Source organism: Streptomyces sp. Je 1-79 (assembly GCF_025195125.1).
Taxonomy (GTDB): Bacteria; Actinomycetota; Actinomycetes; order Streptomycetales; family Streptomycetaceae; genus Streptomyces.
The window spans coordinates 299,295-318,336 of sequence record NZ_JAMGSL010000003.1; the positions used below are offsets into that span (position 1 = coordinate 299,295).

At 71.5% G+C, this 19,042-nt stretch carries 12 protein-coding genes, 3 tRNA genes and 1 pseudogene; 10 read left to right on the forward strand and 6 right to left on the reverse strand.

The window, feature by feature from the left end:
• Window positions 1-32: 32 nt before the first annotated feature.
• The 3 genes and pseudogenes from M5362_RS06730 to M5362_RS06740 form a co-directional block, all read left to right on the forward strand.
• Complete coding sequence (locus M5362_RS06730) at window positions 33-1,295, forward strand: FAD-dependent oxidoreductase (RefSeq protein ID WP_260226405.1); 1,263 nt, start codon at window positions 33-35, stop codon at window positions 1,293-1,295.
• 64 nt (window positions 1,296-1,359) lie between these two features.
• Window positions 1,360-3,267, forward strand: coding sequence for a DNA primase (dnaG, locus tag M5362_RS06735; RefSeq protein ID WP_260226406.1), 1,908 nt, complete (start codon window positions 1,360-1,362; stop codon window positions 3,265-3,267).
• A gap of 91 nt (window positions 3,268-3,358) precedes the next feature.
• Window positions 3,359-4,492, forward strand: a pseudogene (locus tag M5362_RS06740) (RNA polymerase sigma factor); the annotation flags it as partial.
• Here M5362_RS06740 and M5362_RS06745 read toward each other — a convergent pair.
• The 5 genes from M5362_RS06745 to M5362_RS06765 form a co-directional block, all read right to left on the reverse strand.
• Complete coding sequence (locus M5362_RS06745) at window positions 4,493-5,782, reverse strand: TerD family protein (RefSeq protein ID WP_260226407.1); 1,290 nt, start codon at window positions 5,780-5,782, stop codon at window positions 4,493-4,495.
• A 57-nt stretch (window positions 5,783-5,839) separates the two neighbouring features.
• Window positions 5,840-7,795, reverse strand: a complete 1,956-nt coding sequence (locus tag M5362_RS06750) for an ABC transporter ATP-binding protein (RefSeq protein ID WP_260226408.1) — start codon at window positions 7,793-7,795, stop codon at window positions 5,840-5,842.
• Window positions 7,795-9,528 (reverse strand): ABC transporter ATP-binding protein, encoded by a 1,734-nt coding sequence (locus M5362_RS06755; RefSeq protein WP_260226409.1) that lies wholly within the window; start codon window positions 9,526-9,528, stop codon window positions 7,795-7,797. The genes M5362_RS06750 and M5362_RS06755 overlap by 1 nt, the downstream gene beginning before the upstream one ends.
• A gap of 90 nt (window positions 9,529-9,618) precedes the next feature.
• The gene (locus M5362_RS06760; protein ID WP_260226410.1) at window positions 9,619-11,058 is read right to left on the reverse strand and encodes an FGGY family carbohydrate kinase; all 1,440 of its coding nucleotides are present in this window, start codon (window positions 11,056-11,058) and stop codon (window positions 9,619-9,621) included.
• Window positions 11,059-11,197: 139 nt separating this feature from the next.
• Window positions 11,198-11,500 (reverse strand): YtxH domain-containing protein, encoded by a 303-nt coding sequence (locus tag M5362_RS06765; RefSeq protein WP_260226411.1) that lies wholly within the window; start codon window positions 11,498-11,500, stop codon window positions 11,198-11,200.
• 168 nt (window positions 11,501-11,668) lie between these two features.
• Here M5362_RS06765 and M5362_RS06770 point away from each other — a divergent pair.
• The 3 genes from M5362_RS06770 to M5362_RS06780 all read left to right on the forward strand — a co-directional run bounded on the left by M5362_RS06770 (window position 11,669) and on the right by M5362_RS06780 (window position 12,069).
• A tRNA-Asn gene (locus tag M5362_RS06770) sits at window positions 11,669-11,741 on the forward strand.
• Between the two features lie 5 nt (window positions 11,742-11,746).
• Window positions 11,747-11,819: transfer RNA gene (locus tag M5362_RS06775), tRNA-Asn, on the forward strand.
• A 176-nt stretch (window positions 11,820-11,995) separates the two neighbouring features.
• Window positions 11,996-12,069, forward strand: a tRNA-Ile gene (locus M5362_RS06780).
• 147 nt (window positions 12,070-12,216) lie between these two features.
• On the opposite strand, the gene M5362_RS06785 is transcribed toward M5362_RS06780, so the two are convergent.
• Window positions 12,217-12,633, reverse strand: a complete 417-nt coding sequence (locus tag M5362_RS06785; RefSeq protein ID WP_260226412.1) for an organic hydroperoxide resistance protein — start codon at window positions 12,631-12,633, stop codon at window positions 12,217-12,219.
• 104 nt (window positions 12,634-12,737) lie between these two features.
• On the opposite strand from M5362_RS06785, the gene M5362_RS06790 reads away from it, so the two are divergent.
• The 4 genes from M5362_RS06790 (at window position 12,738) to M5362_RS06805 (ending at window position 18,973) form a co-directional block, all read left to right on the forward strand.
• The gene (locus M5362_RS06790) at window positions 12,738-13,220 is read left to right on the forward strand and encodes a MarR family winged helix-turn-helix transcriptional regulator (RefSeq protein WP_260226413.1); all 483 of its coding nucleotides are present in this window, start codon (window positions 12,738-12,740) and stop codon (window positions 13,218-13,220) included.
• 257 nt (window positions 13,221-13,477) lie between these two features.
• A complete protein-coding gene (locus M5362_RS06795; protein WP_260226414.1) occupies window positions 13,478-13,924 on the forward strand; it encodes a GNAT family N-acetyltransferase in 447 nt (148 codons plus the stop codon).
• The gene (locus M5362_RS06800; RefSeq protein ID WP_260226415.1) at window positions 13,921-15,180 is read left to right on the forward strand and encodes an MFS transporter; all 1,260 of its coding nucleotides are present in this window, start codon (window positions 13,921-13,923) and stop codon (window positions 15,178-15,180) included. Before M5362_RS06795 ends, M5362_RS06800 begins: the two co-directional genes overlap by 4 nt.
• A gap of 124 nt (window positions 15,181-15,304) precedes the next feature.
• On the forward strand, window positions 15,305-18,973 hold the full coding sequence (locus M5362_RS06805) for a S8 family serine peptidase (RefSeq protein ID WP_260226416.1): 3,669 nt from the start codon (window positions 15,305-15,307) through the stop codon (window positions 18,971-18,973).
• The last annotated feature ends 69 nt before the right edge of the window (window positions 18,974-19,042 follow it).

Genomic DNA, 19,042 nt, shown 5'->3' on the forward strand with positions numbered 1-19,042 from the left:
GCGTAGAAGCGGTCGCAACGAGGAGGCATCAAGTGGTCGACGCAGATCAGACCTTCGTCATCGTCGGCGGGGGACTGGCCGGGGCCAAGGCGGCGGAGACGCTCCGCTCCGAAGGGTTCACCGGCCGCGTGATCCTCATCGGCGACGAGCGCGACCACCCCTACGAACGCCCACCCCTCTCCAAGGGCTATCTGACCGGCAAGGAGGCGCGGGAGACGGTCTTCGTCCACGAGCCCGCCTGGTACGCCCGCGCCGAGGTCGAGCTCCACCTCGGGCAGCCCGTGACCGCCGTCGACCGCGAGGCCCGCACCGTGCGCCTCGGCGACGGCACCGTCATCCGCTACGACCGGCTCCTGCTCGCCACCGGAGCCGAGCCGCGCCGCCTCGACCTCCCCGGCACCGAACTCGCCGGCGTCCACCATCTGCGCCGGCTCGCCCACGCCGACCGGCTGCGCCAGGTGCTGGCCTCCCTCGGTCGGGACAACGGCCACCTGGTGATCGCGGGCGGCGGCTGGATCGGCCTCGAGGTCGCCTCCGCGGCCCGCGGCTACGGCGCCGAGGTCACCGTCGTCGAGTCCGAGCCGACCCCGCTGCACCACGTCCTCGGCCCCGAACTCGGCCAGCTCTTCGCCGATCTCCACACCGAGCACGGCGTCCGCTTCGTCTTCGGCGCCCGGCTCACCGAGATCGTCGGCCAGGACGGCATGGTCCTCGCCGTCCGCACCGACGACGGCGAGGAGCACCCCGCCCACGCCGTCCTCGCCGCGATCGGCGCCGCCCCGCGCACCGCGCTCGCCGAGGCGGCGGGACTCAACCTGGTCGACCGCGCCCACGGCGGCGGCATCGCCGTCGACGCGTCGCTGCGCACCTCCGACCCGGACATCTTCGCCGCCGGCGACGTCGCCGCCGCCCACCACCCGCTGCTGCACACCCGGCTGCGCGTCGAGCACTGGGCCAACGCCCTCAACGGCGGCCCGGCCGCCGCCCGCGCCATGCTCGGACAGCACGTCTCGTACGACCGTGTCCCGTACTTCTTCTCCGACCAGTACGACCTGGGCATGGAGTACTCGGGCTGGGCACCGCCCGGCTCCTACGACCAGGTCGTGCTGCGCGGCGACGTCGGCAAGCGGCAGTTCATCGCCTTCTGGCTGAAGGAGCGCAAGGTGCTCGCCGGGATGAACGTGAATGTGTGGGACGTCACAGAGCCGATCCAGCAGCTCATCCGCGCCCAGTCCCCCGTGGACACCGACGCCCTCGCGGACCCGTCCGTCCCCCTGGAGAGCCTGATCCGATGAGGTCGGCGCAGCCGGCGGCGTCCTCCTGGGGGAGGACCCGCCCGCCCGCCCGTAGAATTCATGCGTGGCAGGCAGGATCAACGATGACGACGTGAAGGCGGTACGGGACGCGGTCCCGATCGACGCCGTCGTGTCCGAGTACCTCCAGCTCCGCAACGCCGGCGGCGGCAACCTCAAGGGGCTGTGCCCCTTCCACGACGAGAAGTCCCCCTCCTTCCAGGTCAGCCCGAGCAAGGGCCTGTTCCACTGCTTCGGCTGCCAGGAGGGCGGCGACACGATCGCCTTCGTGATGAAGATCGACCACCTCTCCTTCTCGGAGACGGTCGAGCGCCTCGCCGCCAAGGCCGGCATCACGCTGCGGTACGAAGAGGGCGGCTACAACCCGGGCCACCAGCGCGGCGAGCGCATCCGTCTGGTCGAGGCGCACAAGGTCGCCGCCCAGTTCTACATCGACCAACTCGGCTCGGCCGAGGCCGAGATCGGCCGCAAGTTCCTCGCCGAGCGCGGCTTCGACCAGGCCGCCGCCACCCACTTCGGCGTCGGCTACTCCCCGGCCGGCTGGGACCACCTCACCCGCTTCCTGCGCGGCAAGGGCTTCTCCGACAAGGAGCTGATCCTCTCCGGGCTCTCCCAGGACGGCCGCCGCGGCCCCATCGACCGCTTCCGGGGCCGGCTGATGTGGCCCATCCGTGACGTCGGCGGCGACGTCGTCGGCTTCGGCGCGCGCAAGCTCCGCGACGACGACAACGGGCCCAAGTACCTCAACACGCCCGAGACCCCGATCTACAAGAAGTCGCAGGTGCTCTACGGCATCGACCTGGCGAAGAAGGACATCGCCAAGGTCAGCCGAGCCGTCGTCGTCGAGGGCTACACCGACGTCATGGCCTGCCACCTGGCGGGGGTCACCACCGCCATCGCCACCTGCGGCACCTCCTTCGGCGGCGACCACATCAAGATCCTCCGCCGGCTCCTGATGGACAACGGCTCGGCCCGCGTCATCTTCACCTTCGACGGCGACGCCGCCGGCCAGAAGGCCGCCCTGCGCGCCTTCGAGGACGACCAGAAGTTCGCCGCCGAGACGTACATCGCGATCGCCCCCGACGGGATGGACCCCTGCGACCTGCGGCTCGCCAAGGGCGACCAGGCCGTCGCCGAACTGGTGGAGCCGCGCACCCCGCTCTTCGAGTTCGCGCTCCGCCAGATCGTGAAGCGCTACGACCTGGAGACCCCGGCCGGCCGGGCCGCCGCGCTCGACGAGGCCGCCCCGATCGTCGCCCGGATCAAGAACGTCGCCTCCCAGCACGAGGTCGCCGTCCAGCTCGCCGGCATGCTCGGCATCCTCGACACCCCGTTCGTGGTCAGGCGCGTCGCCCAGATCGCCCGCTGGCAGCGCGACCGGGGCGGCCGAGGCGCCCCGGCGGCCCCGCAGCACGGGGGCGCCCGAAGGGCATCGGGGGAGTACGAGATCCAGGCCCCCGCCGCGACCGGCGGTCCCGCGCTCAACCTGCGCAGCCCCGCGCACCGCACCGAGCGCGAACTGCTCAAGCTGGCCCTCCAGCGCCCCGAGCTGGTCTCCCCGGCCTTCGACGCGTACGGCGCGGACGAGTTCACGGCCCCGCCCTACGCGGCCGTCCGCCAGTGCGTCCAGGACGCGGGCGGCGCCACCGGAGCCCCCGCCGACTACCTCTCCGCCGTCCGCGAGGCCGCCCCGAACGACACGGTCCGCGCGCTCGTCACCGAACTCGCCGTCGAGGCGATCTTCGCCAAGGTCGTCGACGAGGTCTACGCGGGCGCCCAGCTCGTCTCGGTCCGTCTGCGCGCCGTCGACCGCCGCCTCCGCGACATCCAGGGCTCCCTCGCCCGCCTCGGAGCCAACGGCGACCCGGCCCAGCTGGCCGCCGTACAGAACGAACTGTGGGTCCTCACCCAGTACGCGCAGTCCCTGCGCACCAACGGCGCCGCCGCGCTCTGACGTTCGGTCACCCGGCGAACTCAAAAAGTCACCGCACGACCCTCGTGGCGGTGATGTGTCGTACCCCACACTGGGCAACGGTGCCTGAGCCCCCGGAGCACCGGCAGCGATCACCCTGGAGGTCGCCCCCGTGCAGACCCAGACCCTGTCCCCGTCGGATGTCGTGCCCGGGCAACGCCCGGCCGCCCACCACCCGGAGGCACCGGCCTCCGCGGAGCCGGCCGAGGCATCCGATCCGCCCGAGCCCGCCGAGTTCGTGGACGACACGCCCGAACCGGAGCCGGTTCCGCGTCGCGTCGACTCCGGCGGCAACGGACCCTCCTCCGACCTCTTCCGCCAGTACCTGCGCGAGATAGGCCGCATCCCGCTGCTCACCGCCGCCGAGGAGGTCGAACTCGCCCGCCGTGTAGAGGCCGGGCTCTTCGCCGAGGCGAAGCTCGCGGGCACCCCCGACCTGGACTCCCAGCTGGCCCTCGACCTGGACCGGCTCGTCGTCCTGGGCCGGATGGCCAAACGCCGGCTCATCGAGGCCAACCTGCGGCTCGTCGTCTCCGTCGCCAAGCGGTACGTCGGGCGCGGACTGACCATGCTCGACCTGGTCCAGGAGGGGAACCTGGGCCTGATCCGCGCCGTGGAGAAGTTCGACTACGCGCGCGGCTACAAGTTCTCTACGTACGCGACCTGGTGGATCCGCCAGGCGATGTCCCGGGCCCTGGCCGACCAGGCCCGGACCATCCGCGTCCCCGTCCACGTCGTCGAGCTCATCAACCGGGTGATCCGGGTCCAGCGCCGCATGCTCCAGGAACGCGGCTACGAACCCACCCCGGAAGAGGTCGGCGCCCAGCTCGACCTGGCCCCCGAGCGGGTCGGCGAAGTGCTCCGCCTCGCCCAGGAACCGGTCTCCCTGCACGCCCCCGTCGGCGAGGAGGACGACGTCGCCCTCGGCGACCTCATCGAGGACGGCGACGCCACCAGCCCCGTGGAGTCCGCGGCGTTCCTGCTGCTGCGCGAGCACCTGGAGGCCGTCCTCTCCACCCTCGGCGAACGCGAACGCAAGGTGGTCCAGCTCCGCTACGGCCTGGACGACGGCAGGCCCCGCACCCTGGAGGAGATCGGCCGGCTCTTCGGCGTGACGCGCGAACGCATCCGCCAGATCGAGTCGAAGACCCTCAACAAGCTGCGGGACCACGCCTTCGCGGACCAGCTCAGGGGATACCTGGACTAGTCAGTCCAGCTCGTCCAAGGTGAACGTCCAGCGGCTGCCGGCCGTGAGGAGCAGCACCAGCGGGCCGGGCGGGAGCGGGACCGTCTCGCGCCGTGCCCCGGTCTTGCTGAGGATCAGGCTCGGATCGGGCGAGAGCGCCGTGAGGCCTGCGACCTCGTGACACCAGATACTGGCGTAGCCGCCGTCACCGGTCGGCGCGTCCTCGAACTCCATGCGGAGATCGGCGGCCCCACCGGTGTGGAGGAGGGCTTCGGGGCCGTACCCCCGTAGCGTTCCCCGCAGTCGGCGGGCGGCGGCGACGGGTTGCACGCGCAGGTTCCACCGGTTCGGGGCGGAGAGCCGGAGTCTCAGTGGCCCCTTCTCAGGCGCCGCAACGACTCTGCTGCCCCGGAACTCGGGCAGCTGGTTGGTGAAGAGAAAGTCCCCGGTGTCCTTGTTGCGCTTGTCGAGTGGTTGGAGGGAGACGTAGTCGTCGCCCTGGTGCGCGAGCTCGACGAGGACGGGGCCGGGCGGCACGCGGGTGTCGGTGGTGATGACGTCCGCGCCGTGGCCCTCGACGACGAAGGGCTCGAAGACCGGCCCGAACTCCCAGCCTTCGACGAGGGCGTACGGTCGATCGGCCGACGGGAAGGGAGAGTGGGGCGCGGATGCGGATGCGGACGCGGATGCGGGTACGGATTCCGGTACGGATTCGGGTACGGCCTCGGCCTCGCGGCTTCCCTCGGCGGGCGGGGGCCCCGGCACCTTGACGACACCCGTCAGCGGAACCGGCCCGGAGAGCGGGGCGGCGGGCTCGGCGGGGGGCTCCTCCTCCGCCACTTCGACGCCGTACGCGCCGACGAGCCCCGCGAGACCGGAGGCGTACCCCTGCCCCACCGCGCGGAACTTCCAGCCGCCCGACTCCCGGTGGAACTCCCCGAGGACGACGGCGGTCTCGTCCGGCGCGCCGCCCGGCACCGGGTGCCCGGCGACCGACGCGCCGTCGGGCGCCGAGACGTTCACCGACGCGGCCGGTACATCCGCCAGAGAGCCGTCCTCGACCGAACCGGCGATCACGATCCGCTCGACGGAGGCCTCGACCCCGCACAGATCGACCTCAAGTCCGGCCGACCCGTTCCGCACCGTCCCCGACGGATGGTGCGGCTGCCCGACGAAGACCATGTCGGCGTCGCCGCGGACCCGGCCGTCCGCGCCGAGCAGCAGCGCCGACAGGTCGAGGCCCTTCGGCGTCGCCACGCGCAGAGTGACCGACGGCACCCAGGAGTTGACGTCCTTCGCTATGTGACCCATGCCGCACATCATGCGACATGGGTCACTCGCCGGTCGATCACTTCGTCGGTCCGGTGATCAGTCGACCTCGGCGACCGCCTGCGCGAACTGCGCCGCGTACAGCCTGGCGTAGGCCCCCTCCGCGGCCAACAGTTCGTCGTGCGTGCCCTGTTCGACGATCGAGCCGTTCTCCATCACCAGGATCACGTCCGCGTCCCTGATGGTGGAGAGCCGGTGGGCGATCACGAACGACGTACGCCCGTCGGCCAGGCGCGCCATCGCCTTCTGGATCAGCACCTCGGTACGGGTGTCGACCGAGCTGGTCGCCTCGTCGAGGACCAGGATCACCGGGTCGGACAGGAACGCCCGCGCGATGGTGATCAGCTGCTTCTCGCCCGCGCTGACACCCGTGCCGTCGTCGTCGATGACCGTGTCGTAGCCGTCGGGCAGGGTCCGGATGAACCGGTCGGCGTGCGCGGCCCGCGCCGCCTCCTCGATCTGCTCCCGGGTGACCGTCCCGCTCGCTCCGTAGGCGATGTTCTCGGCGATCGTGCCCCCGAAGAGCCAGGTGTCCTGGAGGACCATGCCGATTCCCGACCGGAGGTCCTCCCGGGACATCTTCGCCACGTCGACCCCGTCGAGGGAGATCCGGCCGCCGGTCACCTCGTAGAACCGCATCAGCAGGTTCACCAGCGTCGTCTTGCCGGCGCCGGTCGGGCCCACGATCGCGACCGTCTGGCCCGGCTCCACCGTCAGCGACAGGTTCTCGATGAGCGGCTTGTCCGGCTCGTAGCGGAACGACACCTCCTCCAGGGCGACCTTGCCCGACGACCCCGAAGTCCCCCAGCCCTCGGCCGGGGGCGCCCCGACCTCGCTCGCCGGGGAGTCCGGGGTCTGCTCCTCGGCGTCGAGGAGCTCGAAGATCCGCTCGGCCGAGGCGACGCCCGACTGCACCAGGTTCGCCATCGACGCCACCTGCGTCAGCGGCATCGAGAACTGGCGGGAGTACTGGATGAACGCCTGCACGTCACCGATCGACAGGGTGCCGCTCGCCACCCGAAGCCCGCCGACCACGGCGACGAGCACGTAGTTGATGTTCGAGAGGAAGACCATCACCGGCTGCATGACACCGCTGTTGAACTGGGCCTTGAAGCCGGCCTCGTACAGCGCCTCGTTCTGCTCGCGGAAGTCCGCGGCCGACTCGTCCTGCCGCCCGAAGACCTTCACCAGCGCGTGGCCGGTGTACATCTCCTCCACATGGGCGTTGAGCGTGCCCGTGGACCGCCACTGCTGCACGAAGTGCGGCTGCGACCGCTTGCCGACCTTCGTCGCCACGACCACCGACACCGGCACGGTCACCAGCGCGACCAGCGCGAGGAGCGGCGAGATCCAGAACATCATCCCCAGCACACCGACGATGGTGAGCAGCGAGTTGATCAGCTGCCCCATCGACTGCTGGAGGGTCTGCGAGATGTTGTCGATGTCGTTGGTCGCCCGGCTCAGCACCTCACCGCGCTTGGCCTTGTCGAAGTACGACAGCGGAAGCCGCGCCAGCTTCGCCTGCACGTCCTCCCGCATCCGGTAGACCGTCCGGTTGATCACCTTGATCGACATCCGGGTCGACACCAGCATGAGGAGACCGGCGGCCACATAGATCGCCAGGACCCACAGCAGCACCTCGCCGACGGCCGGGAAGTCGATGCCCTGCCCGGGGGTGAAGCCCACCCCGGACAGCATGTCGGCCATCCCGTCGTCGCCCTTGGCCCGCAGACCCTCGATCGCCTGCGCCTTCGTCGTGCCGTCGGGCATCTGCCGCCCGACGACCCCCGCGAAGATCAGGTCGGTCGCCTTGCCGAGGATCTTCGGACCGACCACCGAGGCCGCCACGCCGAGCACACCGGCGATCAGCATCAGCCACAGCGCGCCCCGCTCGGGCGTCAGCTGCTTCAGGAGCCGCTTGCCCGAGCCCTTGAAGTCCATCGACCGCTGGTCGGGGCCGCCGCCGGCCATCATTCGTCCGCCAGGACCGGCCATCAGGCTGCCTCCGCCTCGGTCAGCTGGGAGAGCACGATCTCCCGGTACGTCTCATTGCCCGCCATCAGCTCGTGATGGCGGCCGCTGCCCACCACCCGGCCCTCGTCGAGGACCACGATGCGGTCGGCGTCCCGGATGGTCGACACCCGCTGGGCGACGATCACGACGGTCGACTCCGCCGTCTCCTCCTTGAGCGCGTCGCGCAGCAGGGCGTCCGTCTTGTAGTCCAGCGCCGAGAACGAGTCGTCGAAGAGGTAGATCTCCGGCCGCTGCACCAGCGTCCGGGCGATCGCCAGCCGCTGCCGCTGCCCGCCGGACACGTTCGTGCCGCCCTGCGCGATCGGCGCGTCGAGACCGTGCTCCAGCCCCTTCACGAAGTCGGCCGCCTGCGCGACCTCCAGCGCGTGCCACAGCTCCTCGTCGGTCGCGTCGGGCTTGCCGTACCGCAGGTTCGTCGCGACCGTGCCGGAGAAGAGGTACGGCTTCTGGGGGACGAGCCCCACCGTCCGGGCCATCAGCCCGGGCTCCAGCTTCCGTACGTCCACCCCGTCGACGAGCACCTCGCCGCCGGTCACGTCGAACAGCCGGGGCACCAGGCCGAGCAGCGTCGACTTGCCGCTGCCCGTCGACCCGATGATCGCCGTCGTCTCGCCCGGCCGCGCCACCAGCTCCACGTCCTTCAGGACGGACTCCTCGGCGCCCGGGTAACGGAAGTCCGCGCTCCGGACCTCCAGATGACCGCGCCGCTCCAGCTCGCGCACCGGCTCGGACGGCGGTACGACGCTGCTCTCGGTGGAGAGCACCTCCTCGATGCGCTCGGCGCACACCTCGGCCCGCGGCACCATCATGAACATGAAGGTGGCCATCATCACGGACATCACGATCTGCATCAGATAGGCGAGGAAGGCGGTCAGCGCGCCGATCTCCATCCCTCCGCTGTCGATGCGGTGCGCTCCGAACCAGACCACCGCGACGCTGGAGACGTTCACGACCGTCATCACCGTCGGGAACATCAGCGCCATCAGGCGGCCGGTCGCCATCGAGACGTCGGTCAGCTCGGTGTTCGAGCCCTTGAACCGCTCGCGCTCGTAGTCGTCCTTCACGAAGGCGCGGATGACGCGGTTGCCGGTGATCTGCTCGCGCAGCACCCGGTTCACCGTGTCGAGGCGCTCCTGCATGGTCCGGAACAGCGGGCGCATCCTCTTCACGATCAGCGCGACCGAGACGCCGAGGACGGGCACGACCGCGAGCAGCACCGCCGACAGCGGCACGTCCTGCCCGAGCGCCATGACGATGCCGCCGACGCACATGATCGGCGCGGAGACCATCAGCGTGAACGCCATCAGGACCAGCATCTGGACCTGTTGGACGTCGTTGGTGGTACGGGTGATCAGCGACGGCGCGCCGAACTGTCCGACCTCACGGGCGGAGAAGGACTGCACCCGCTCGAAGACGGCGGCGCGCACGTCACGGCCGAGGGCCGAGGCGGTCCGGGCCCCGTAGTACACGGCGCCGACGTTGCAGACGACCTGGACCACGGAGACGGCGATCATCACGCCGCCGAACAGCAGGATGTAGCCGGTGTCCCCGTTGACGACACCGTTGTCGATGATGTCGGCGTTCAGACTGGGCAGATAGAGGGACGCGCAGGTCTGCAGGAACTGCAGCAGGACCAGCAGGCCGATGGGCTTCTTGTACGGTCGAAGGTGGGTTCGGAGAAGTCGTAGGAGCACGGGGTCTACTATCGCCCGCGCCCCCAGGACGTTACGACCGCGTTTTGTCGAGTCTTGAACGGACTCCGCTACCAGCCGAATCCGCTCCGGTCACGCCCCGAACGCGCCCGGGTGCGTCTGCTCCCGTGTGGCCACGTACTGCTGCCGTACCGCCTGACCGACCGGCAGCTCCTCGCCCGGCTCGATGATCTGCGCCGCGGCACCCTGCCAGGCCGGCGGAGCGGCCGGGGACAGTGTCCCGCGCGAGACCCCGAGCGCCCAGGCGGCCTGCCGGGCGGCGCCCAGCGCCGCGTAGTCCGCGGGCTGCGGGACGACGACCTGCGCCCCGAAGATCGCGGGTGCGATCGCCTGGACGGCGGGCAGCCCGGCCGCGGCGCCGAGCAGGAAGACCCGGCGCACCTCGACGCCGCGGCCGCGCAGGACGTCCATGGCGTCGGTGAGCGCGCAGAGCATGCCCTCGAACGCGGCCCGCGCGAGGTGCTCGGGCTTCATCGACTCGCGGCGCAGCCCGCTGAGCGTGCCGGCGGTGTGCGGCAGCTGGGGGGTGCGCTCACCCTCCAGATAGGGGAGCAGGACGAGTCCGGAGGCGCCCGGCGTCGACTTCAGCGCCAGCGCCGACAGGTCCTCCAGGCTCTCCACGCCGAGCATCTCGGCGGTGCCGCGCAGCGCCCGCACCGCGTTGGAGGTGTGGACGACGGGCAGGTGCATCCCGGTCGCGTCGGCGAAGGAGGTGATCAGGCCCTGCGGGTCGGCGAGCGCCTCGTGGTGCACGGCCATCACGGAGCCGGAGGCGCCGAGCGAGACGACCGCGTCGCCGTGCCCGAGGCCGAGCCCCAGCGCGGCGGCCATCGTCTCGCCCGTACCGGCGGAGATCAGCAGCCCCTCGGGGGTGGTCCCGGCCGCGTCGGCGGGGCCGAGCACCTCGGGGAGCACGGCCTGGTGACCGAGGGCCAGCTCGACGAGGTCAGGGCGGTAGGCGCCCGCGCCGGCCGACCAGTAGCCGGTGGCGGAGGCGGCGCCGCGGTCGGTGGTGCGGCGCACGGGCCGGCCGAGGAGCTGCCAGACCAGCCAGTCGTGCGGCTGGAGGAGCATCGCCACGCGCTGGGCGTTCTCCGGCTCGGAGCGGGCCAGCCAGCGGAGCTTGGCGACCGGCTGCCCGGCCTGCGGTACCGAGCCGACGGCCTCGGCCCAGGCCTGCCGTCCGCCGAACGCCTCGACCAGGTCCGCGGCGGCCACCTGCGCCCGCTTGTCGTTGCCGACCATCGCGGGGCGCACCAGGGTGCCCTGCCGGTCGAGCGGTACGAGGCCGTGCTGCTGGGCCGAGACGCCGATGGCCTGCACCCCTTCGAGCAGCCCGCCGCCCGCGGCCTCGCCGAGCGAGAGCAGCCACGCCTGCGGATCGACGTCCGTGGCCTTCGGCTCACCCGGGTGCGGGGCGTACCCGTGCCGCAGTACGGCACCCGTGTCAGCGTCGCAGACGACGATGCGTGTGAACTCGGCAGAGCTGTCCAAGCCGGCGACTATCCCCATGGGGGAGATTCTGCCGCACTCCGGGGAGTACGGGGAGCGCGTGCGGGGTAGGAGACGCGTTTTCGGGCACGCGTCCGACGCACGGCGGGCGGCCCGGCCGCCGCTCCCCGTGCCGGAAGGCCTGCCCGGCCAGGGGTGCCTAGGTGTTGCTCACACCCCAGTCGTCCTCGGTCACCTGACCGTTGTGGTGGCGCAGCGCGTGGATCCGGTCGGAGACCGACGCGGGCAGCTTGTCGCCGACCTTGTCGCTCACGGCGTGGTACGCCTTGCCGGCGAACTGCCGTCCGGTCTGCGCCGCGGACTCGGCGGCGTTGCGCACCGCCGGGTTCTGCGAGATCTCGCGGGCGGACTTCTTCATCTGTTCGTAGCGCTCGCGCCCGGCGCGCGTGCCGATGACGTAACCGAGGGCCAGCCCCACGACGAACGTCAGCTTGTACCGCACGGCGGCACCACCTTCCCTTGAGCTTCCTTGTTGTCTCACTGGTGCCCACGAGCGCCCGCGCCATACCGATTGGCGGAGCACCCCCCTGCTTGCGCTAATGTATGTGTCGCAGCGAGCGCGCGCCGCCCGGGAACACCCGAGGTGGATCCGTTCGGTGCAACGCAGCAATCCCCTGTAGCTCAATTGGCAGAGCAGCCGGCTGTTAACCGGCAGGTTACTGGTTCGAGTCCAGTCGGGGGAGCGCGATCCCCTGTAGCTCAATTGGCAGAGCATTCGGCTGTTAACCGGAGGGTTGCTGGTTCGAGTCCAGCCGGGGGAGCGAGCGGAAGAGGACCCTTCGGGGTCCTTTTTCTTATGTCCGGGAACCGTGCGCCACGCAGCGCGGTCCTCATGGTCGAGCAGCGCGCGGCAGAGCCCGACCATCCGGAGCAGGAGATCGTATGAGCGGCTATGCTGCGGCAGACGGCGCGCACACATGTACGCGCCACACGTAAAGGGGCGGTAGCTCAGCCGGTTAGAGCAGCGGACTCATAATCCGTCGGCCGTGGGTTCGAGTCCCACCCGCCCCACCGCGAGGTCGCGCGGCAGGAACGTTTCCACCTGTGGCGACCAGAATGCCCCCGGCGTGACGTACGAGACGTACGACACGCCGGGGGCATTTTCGCGCCGTCGCCCGGACGGCTGATCTCCGGGGCGGTCCGGTGACCGCGCGACGGCTACTCGACGACGAGTTCGACCTGGATGTTGCCGCGGGTGGCCTTGGAGTACGGGCAGAACGCGTGGGTCTTCTCCAGCAGCTCACGGCCCGGCTCGCCCTGGAGGTGGTCGGGGAACTCCGCGCGCATGACGACCGCGAGGCCGAAGCCGCCGTCCGTCTCGTCCTTGCCGATGGAGACCTCGGCGGTGATCGAGGCGTCCGTGATGTCGATCTTCTCCTGGCGCGCCACGAGGCCCATCGCACTGGCGAAGCAGGCCGCGTAACCGGCGGCGAAGAGCTGCTCCGGGTTGGTGCCCTGGCCGTTCCCGCCGAGCGCCTGGGGGTGGGCGAGGGGGAGGTCGATGTGGCCGTCGGAGCTGACGGCACGGCCTTCGCGGCCGTTGGCGGTGGCGACGGCGGTGTAGATCGCGTTCATGGGTCCTCTTTCCGTGCTCGGTCGGGGTCTGCCTGAGACAGTAGCGCGCAATTCAGTTGTGCACAACTCAATGGCTCGTGATGGGTGGCCCGTACCCTGGGGGCATGGAGACGCTCGACACGACCCGGGACGAGGACTTCCTCCGGCTCGACCACCAGATCTGCTTCTCGCTGCACGCCGCCACCCGCGCCTTCAACGGCGTCTACCGCGCCGCGCTCAAGGAGCTCGGGCTCACCTATCCCCAGTACCTGGTCATGCTGGTGCTCTGGGAGCACGGCGAGCTGCCGGTCAAGCGGATCGGCGAGCATCTGCGCCTCGACTCCGGGACGCTGTCCCCGCTGCTCAAGCGCCTGGAGGCGGCCGGTTACGTCGAACGCCGGCGCAGCCCGGAGGACGAGCGGTCCGTGACCGCCCGCCCGACCGGGGCCGGCACCGCGCTGCGGGAGAAGGCCCTCGGGGTGCCGAAGCGGATCGCCGCCGCGACCGGCATGGAGCTGGAGGAGATCCGCGGCATGCGGGAACGGCTCAACGAACTGGCCGCCCGGCTCGACAGCGTCGACCCGGACGACCTCGCCGCCTGCGAGTAGGGACACCCCTAGGGGGTGGCATGTGGATCATGCCGGGCTCGCCGTGATCCACAAGACACCCTCCAGCCGGCCCCCGACGGGGCGGGTCGGGGCGATGGCGATGGCCCGCACGGGAGCTGTACGGAAGCGGTAAGGAGCCCGCGTGCCCGCCCGGGAGCTGTGAGGAGCTCGCTTGCCGCACGGAAGCGGTAAGGGGCCCGCTTGCCCGCACCGAAGCGGTAAGGAGCCCGCCCTCCCCTCGCCCCTATACTCGCCCCATGTCCTCCCTCACCCTCCGGCGGGCCACCGCCGACGACTCGCGTCGTCTCAGCCGGCTCGTGCGGAAATCCGCCGCCTATCGCGGGGACTACGCCGCGATGGTCGACGGCTACGTCGTCGGAGGGACCTACATCGAGCACCACCCCGTCTTCGTCGCCGTCGACGAGCAGGACCGGGTGCTCGGCTTCTACGCCCTCCTCCTCGACGAGGCCGAGCTCGACCTCGCCTTCGTCGCCGACGAGGCCCAGGGGCGCGGCATAGGCCGGCTTCTGATGGAGCACATGACGGACCAGGCCCGCGCCGCCGGGCTCGCCTCCGTGCGCGTCGTCTCGCATCCCCCCGCCGAGGACTTCTACCTGCGGACGGGAGCCCGCCGCACCGGCACCGTCGAGCCCACCGGCCACATCCACTGGGCCAGGCCCGAGCTCCGGTACGACGTCGCGTGAGCGCCACCGAAGAGGCCGAGCAGGCCGACCGCCGCCGTGTCTTCGCCGACCTGACCCCGCTCCGTACCTCCGCGCACTACCGCCGCCTCTGGTTCGGCAACACCGTCTCCTGGGTCGGCCAGGGCATGACCGCGCTCGCGGTCTCGCTCCAGGTCTACGAGATCACCCGCTCGCCGTTCTCCGTCGGGCTCGTCGGACTGTTCTCCCTGGTCCCACTGATCGTCTTCGGCCTCTACGGCGGCGCCATCGCCGACACCGTCGACCGCCGCAAGCTCGGGCTCGCCAGCGCCACCGGCTCCGCCGTGCTGTCGGCCGCTCTCGCCACGGCCGCGTTCGCCGGATTCCACCAGGTCTGGTTCCTGTACGCGATCGTGGCCCTGCAATCCGTCTGCGGCGCGCTCAACTCGCCCGCCCGGACGTCGATGATCCCGCGCCTGCTGCCGCCCGAGCAGCTCCGCGCCGCGAACGCGCTCAACTCGATGACGACGACCTTCGGCACGCTCGTCGGCCCGAGCCTCGGCGGTCTCCTCGTCGGCCTCGGCGGCTTCCAGACCGCGTACTTCATCGACGCCGTCGCCTTCTCCGCCGCCCTCTACGCGATGTGGCGGCTGCCCTCGATGCGCCCCGAACGGACCGGTGCCAAGAGGGCCTCCGTCCTCGACGGGCTCCGCTTCCTCGCCACCCGGCCCAACCTGCGCATGACGTTCTTCTCGGACTTCTGCGCGATGATCCTCGCCCACCCCCGCGCGCTGTTCCCCGTTGTCGCCGTCGTCTGGTACGACGGCGACGCCACCACCACCGGACTCCTCGCCGCCGCGCCCGCCGCCGGGGCGCTCCTCGGCGGAGTCCTCAGCGGCTGGCAGGGCCGCATCCGCCACCACGGACAGGCGATCCTGCTCGCCGTCGCCTGCTGGGGCACCGCGATCGCCGTCTTCGGGCTCACCCGCGAGCTCTGGCTCGGGCTTCTCCTGCTCGCCCTCGCCGGCTACTCCGACACCGTCTCCATGATCTTCCGCAACACGATGATGCAGGTCGCGGCCCCGGACGAGATGCGCGGCCGGCTCCAGGGCGTCTTCATCGTCGTCGTCGCGGGCGGGCCGCGGCTCGGCGACTTCCTCGCCGGGTCGGTCGCCGACCTGACCTCGCCGGCCGTCGCCGTCACCGGCGGCGGTATCGCCTGTGTGCTCGCGATCGGGCTGCTTGCCCTGTACGGGCGGGGTTTCCGCCGGTACGACGCACTCGACCCGACGGCCTGAGCTGGCGGTTGGCCGCCACGGCACATAGCCGCCAGGCCGTTCTGTACTCAACGACCGCCGCCCGGACCAGACTCCTGCCGACGCCCGGAACCACCCCGTCCCCCGGGTGTCGAGGAGTGCGTCGATGACCAGACCTTCCGCGGGAGGAAGGGCGGCCGGGCTGCTCGCCGCCGGCATCTCCCTGGTGCTGCTCACGGCAGGGCAGACCGCCGCTGCCGGCGGCGCCACCACCCCCGCCGTACCCGCCACCTTCAAGGGCGCCGCCGCCCGGAGCGCCACCGTCACGCTCATCACGGGCGACAAGGTCACCGTCACCGAACTGGGCGGCGGCAGAAAGACCGTCACCGTCGACCGGGCCGAGGGCGCCACCGGAGCCGTACGCAGCGAGATCTCCGACGGCCGGGTCACCGTCGTCCCCGACGAGGCCCGCCCCTACCTGGACGCCGGCACCCTCGACCGCCGCCTGTTCGACGTGAGCGGCCTCATCGAGCAGGGCGTCACCGACGAACTGCCGCTGATCGTCACGTACGGCAAGGGCGCGCGCGCCGCCGCACCGCGTGGCACCGAGACCGTCCGGGCCCTGCCGAGCATCGGCGGCGCCGCGGTGGAGGCGACCGACCCGGCCGCGTTCTGGCGGTCGTTCACCTCGCCCACCACCCGCTCCACGGGCGGGAAGGTCTGGCTCGACGGCAAGGTCGAGGCCGCCATGGCCGAGTCCAACGCCCAGATAGGCACCCCCAAGGCGTGGGAGGCCGGGCTCACCGGCAAGGGCGTGAAGGTCGCCGTCCTCGACACCGGCGCCGACCTCGGCCACCCCGACCTCGCCGGCCGGGTCGCCGAGTCCAGGTCCTTCATCGAGGGCCAGGAGGTCGCCGACCGCGACGGCCACGGCACCCACGTCGCCTCCACCGTCGGCGGCAGCGGGGCCGGTTCGGACGGCAAGGAGAAGGGCGTCGCCCCCGGCGCGACCCTCGCGGTCGGCAAGGTCCTCAGCGACGAGGGCTCCGGCACCGAGTCGCAGATCATCGCCGGCATGGAGTGGGCCGCCAAGGACATCGACGCGAAGATCGTCTCGATGAGCCTGGGTTCGCGCGAGGGCAGCGACGGCACCGACCCGATGGCGCAGGCGGTCAACACCCTGAGCGCCGAGACCGGCGCGCTCTTCGTCATCGCCGCCGGCAACAGCGGCGCCCCCGGCTCCATCGGCTCTCCCGGCGCCGCCGACTCCGCGCTCACCATCGGCGCCGTCGACTCCGCCGACCAGGCCGCGTACTTCACCAGCCAGGGACCCCGCTACGGCGACCAGGCCCTCAAGCCCGACCTCTCCGCGCCCGGCGTCGGCATCCTCGCCGCCCGCTCCCAGCTGGCCACCGGCACCGGCCTCTACACCGCCATGAGCGGTACGTCGATGGCGACGCCGCACGTCGCCGGCGTCGCCGCGCTGCTCGCCGAGAAGCACCCCGACTGGACCGGCGCGCAGCTCAAGAACGGCCTGATGTCCTCGTCGAAGACGCTCACCGACTCCGCCTACGCGCTCGGCGCCGGCCGGGTCGACGTGGCCGCCGCGATCTCCGCGGACGTCACCGCGACCGGCTCCGCCGACCTCGGCTTCTTCGCGTGGCCGTACGAGGAGAACAAGCCGGTCACGCGGACCGTCACCTACTCCAACCACTCGGACACCGCCGTCGAGTTGGACCTCGCCGTCGAGGGCCATCCGGCGGGCGTTGCCACCCTCGCCGACACCACCCTCACCGTCCCGGCCCACGGCACCGCCGAGACCACGGTCACCGGCGACGGAACCAAGGCCCCGGTGGGCGCCGCCTCCGGCCGGATCGTCGCCTCGGCCGCCGGAGCGCCCGTCGCGCACACCGCGCTCGGCCTGGTGAAGGAGGAGGAGCGCTACACCCTCACCGTCCACGTCAAGGACCGTGACGGCGCCCCGACCCCGGCCAACCTCGGCGTCAAGCGCCTCGCCGAGGGTGACGACCCGTTCCCGGCCGCCGTGGGCGAGTCCGGCACGCTCGAACTGCGCCTGCAGCCCGGCACGTACACCGTCTCGTCCTTCCTCGACGTCCGGGGCTCCAAGGGCAGGGACTCCCTCGGCCTCGGCTTCCTCACCGACCCGGAGATCGTCGTCGACCGCGACCGCGAGATCACCCTCGACGGCCGGAAGCTCAAGGAGATCCGGGCCGAGGTCGAGAAGCGGACCGAGACCCGCCAGCTCCTGATGGAGTTCGACCGGGACGCGAACGGTGCCTCCTACGGAGGCGCCGTCCAGCTCCCGATCAGGTACGACTCGATCTTCGCCGCCCCCACTCGCAAGCCCGCCGACGGCACCTTCGAGTACCGGACCGTGTGGCGCCTCGGCAAGCCGCTCCTGGCGGCGTCCGCCGGCGGCGTCCGCCTCTCCGACGCCGTCATCCAGCCGGGCACGACCCTGCCCGAGGGGACGTCCCGGCTCGGTCTCGTCGACGTCGGCACCGGCACGGCCGCCGAGTACGCGGGCAGGAACGTGAAGGGCAAGGCCGTCCTGGTCCGGGCCGGCGCGCTGACGCCCGTCGAGGTCGCGCAGACCGCCCAGGACGCGGGCGCCGCCTTCCTGTTCGTCACCGACGACGCTCCCGGCCGGCTGAACACCTGGTTCGGCACGGACGCGTACGAGGACCGGCCGCTGGCCGTCGCGACCGTCAACGCGGCCGACGGAGCCCGGCTCGCCCACACCGCCGCGCGGAAGAAGACGGTCGACGTGACCGGCACGCGCCACACCCCGTTCGTCTACGACCTCTCCGAGGGACACCCGGGCGCCATCCCGTCCGACCTGGTCTTCCGGCCCGACGAGGACGAACTGGCCACCGTGCGCTCCACGTTCCACATGCCCACGGGCAGGAAGGAGTCCGGCGGCGAGTTCCGCTACTCGATCACCGACACCTTCCCGGTCGGCTTCGGGTTCAAGGAGCACATCGCCTTCCCGGCCGAGCGCACGGAGTACGTCTCCACGGGCCGCGGTCAGGGCTGGCACGAGTCGGTCGACCTCGGGGACTCCCTCGAACAGCGCGGCGGGATCCTCTCCTACCGGGGGGACAGCACGACGCACCGCGAGTGGTTCAAGCCGGTCTGGCACGCGTGGCTCGGCACCGGGCTCGGCTGGGGCCAGCAGCGCACCGGGAACAACCTCCAGTTCAACACCCCCGGCTGGGGCGACTCCGGCCCTGACCACACAGGCTTCGGCAACGTGTGGAACGACGACTCGATGACCCAGTTCACCGAGGTGTACGTCAACGGCACCCGGGTCGACCGCAGGATGAGCTCCGGCGCCTACGCCTGGGACTCCCCGGCGGAGGAGGCGACCTACAAGGTCGTCACCGACACCACGCTGGACCCGGCGCGCTGGCGTCTTTCGACCAAGGGCCACGCCGAGTGGACCTTCCGCTCCAAGGAGACCCCCTCCGACCGTGCGACCTTCCTCCCGCTGATCAACCTCGGCTTCGACGTCGACACCGACCTCAAGGGCGATGTGCGCGGCGGGAGCCGGCTGCCCGTCGGGATCTCGGCGGAGTACGTGAAGGGCGCCGCCGGCACCGGCACGATCGGCGGAGGCGCGCTGGAGGTCTCGTACGACGACGGCGGGACCTGGCAGAAGGTCGCTCTCAGGAAGTCGTGGCACGGAACGTCATGGACGGGTGAGCTGCGGGTGCCGCACACCGCGCGGTACATCTCCTTCCGGGCGGGCGCGTCCGACGACCGCGGTGGCGCGGTCAAGCAGGAGATCATCCGGGCGGTCGGGGTGAAGTAGCCCCGGTTCCACCGGACATGGGGAGTCCCGGCACGGCGTGCAGCCGGGGGCGGGGCCCCCCCGGATAAC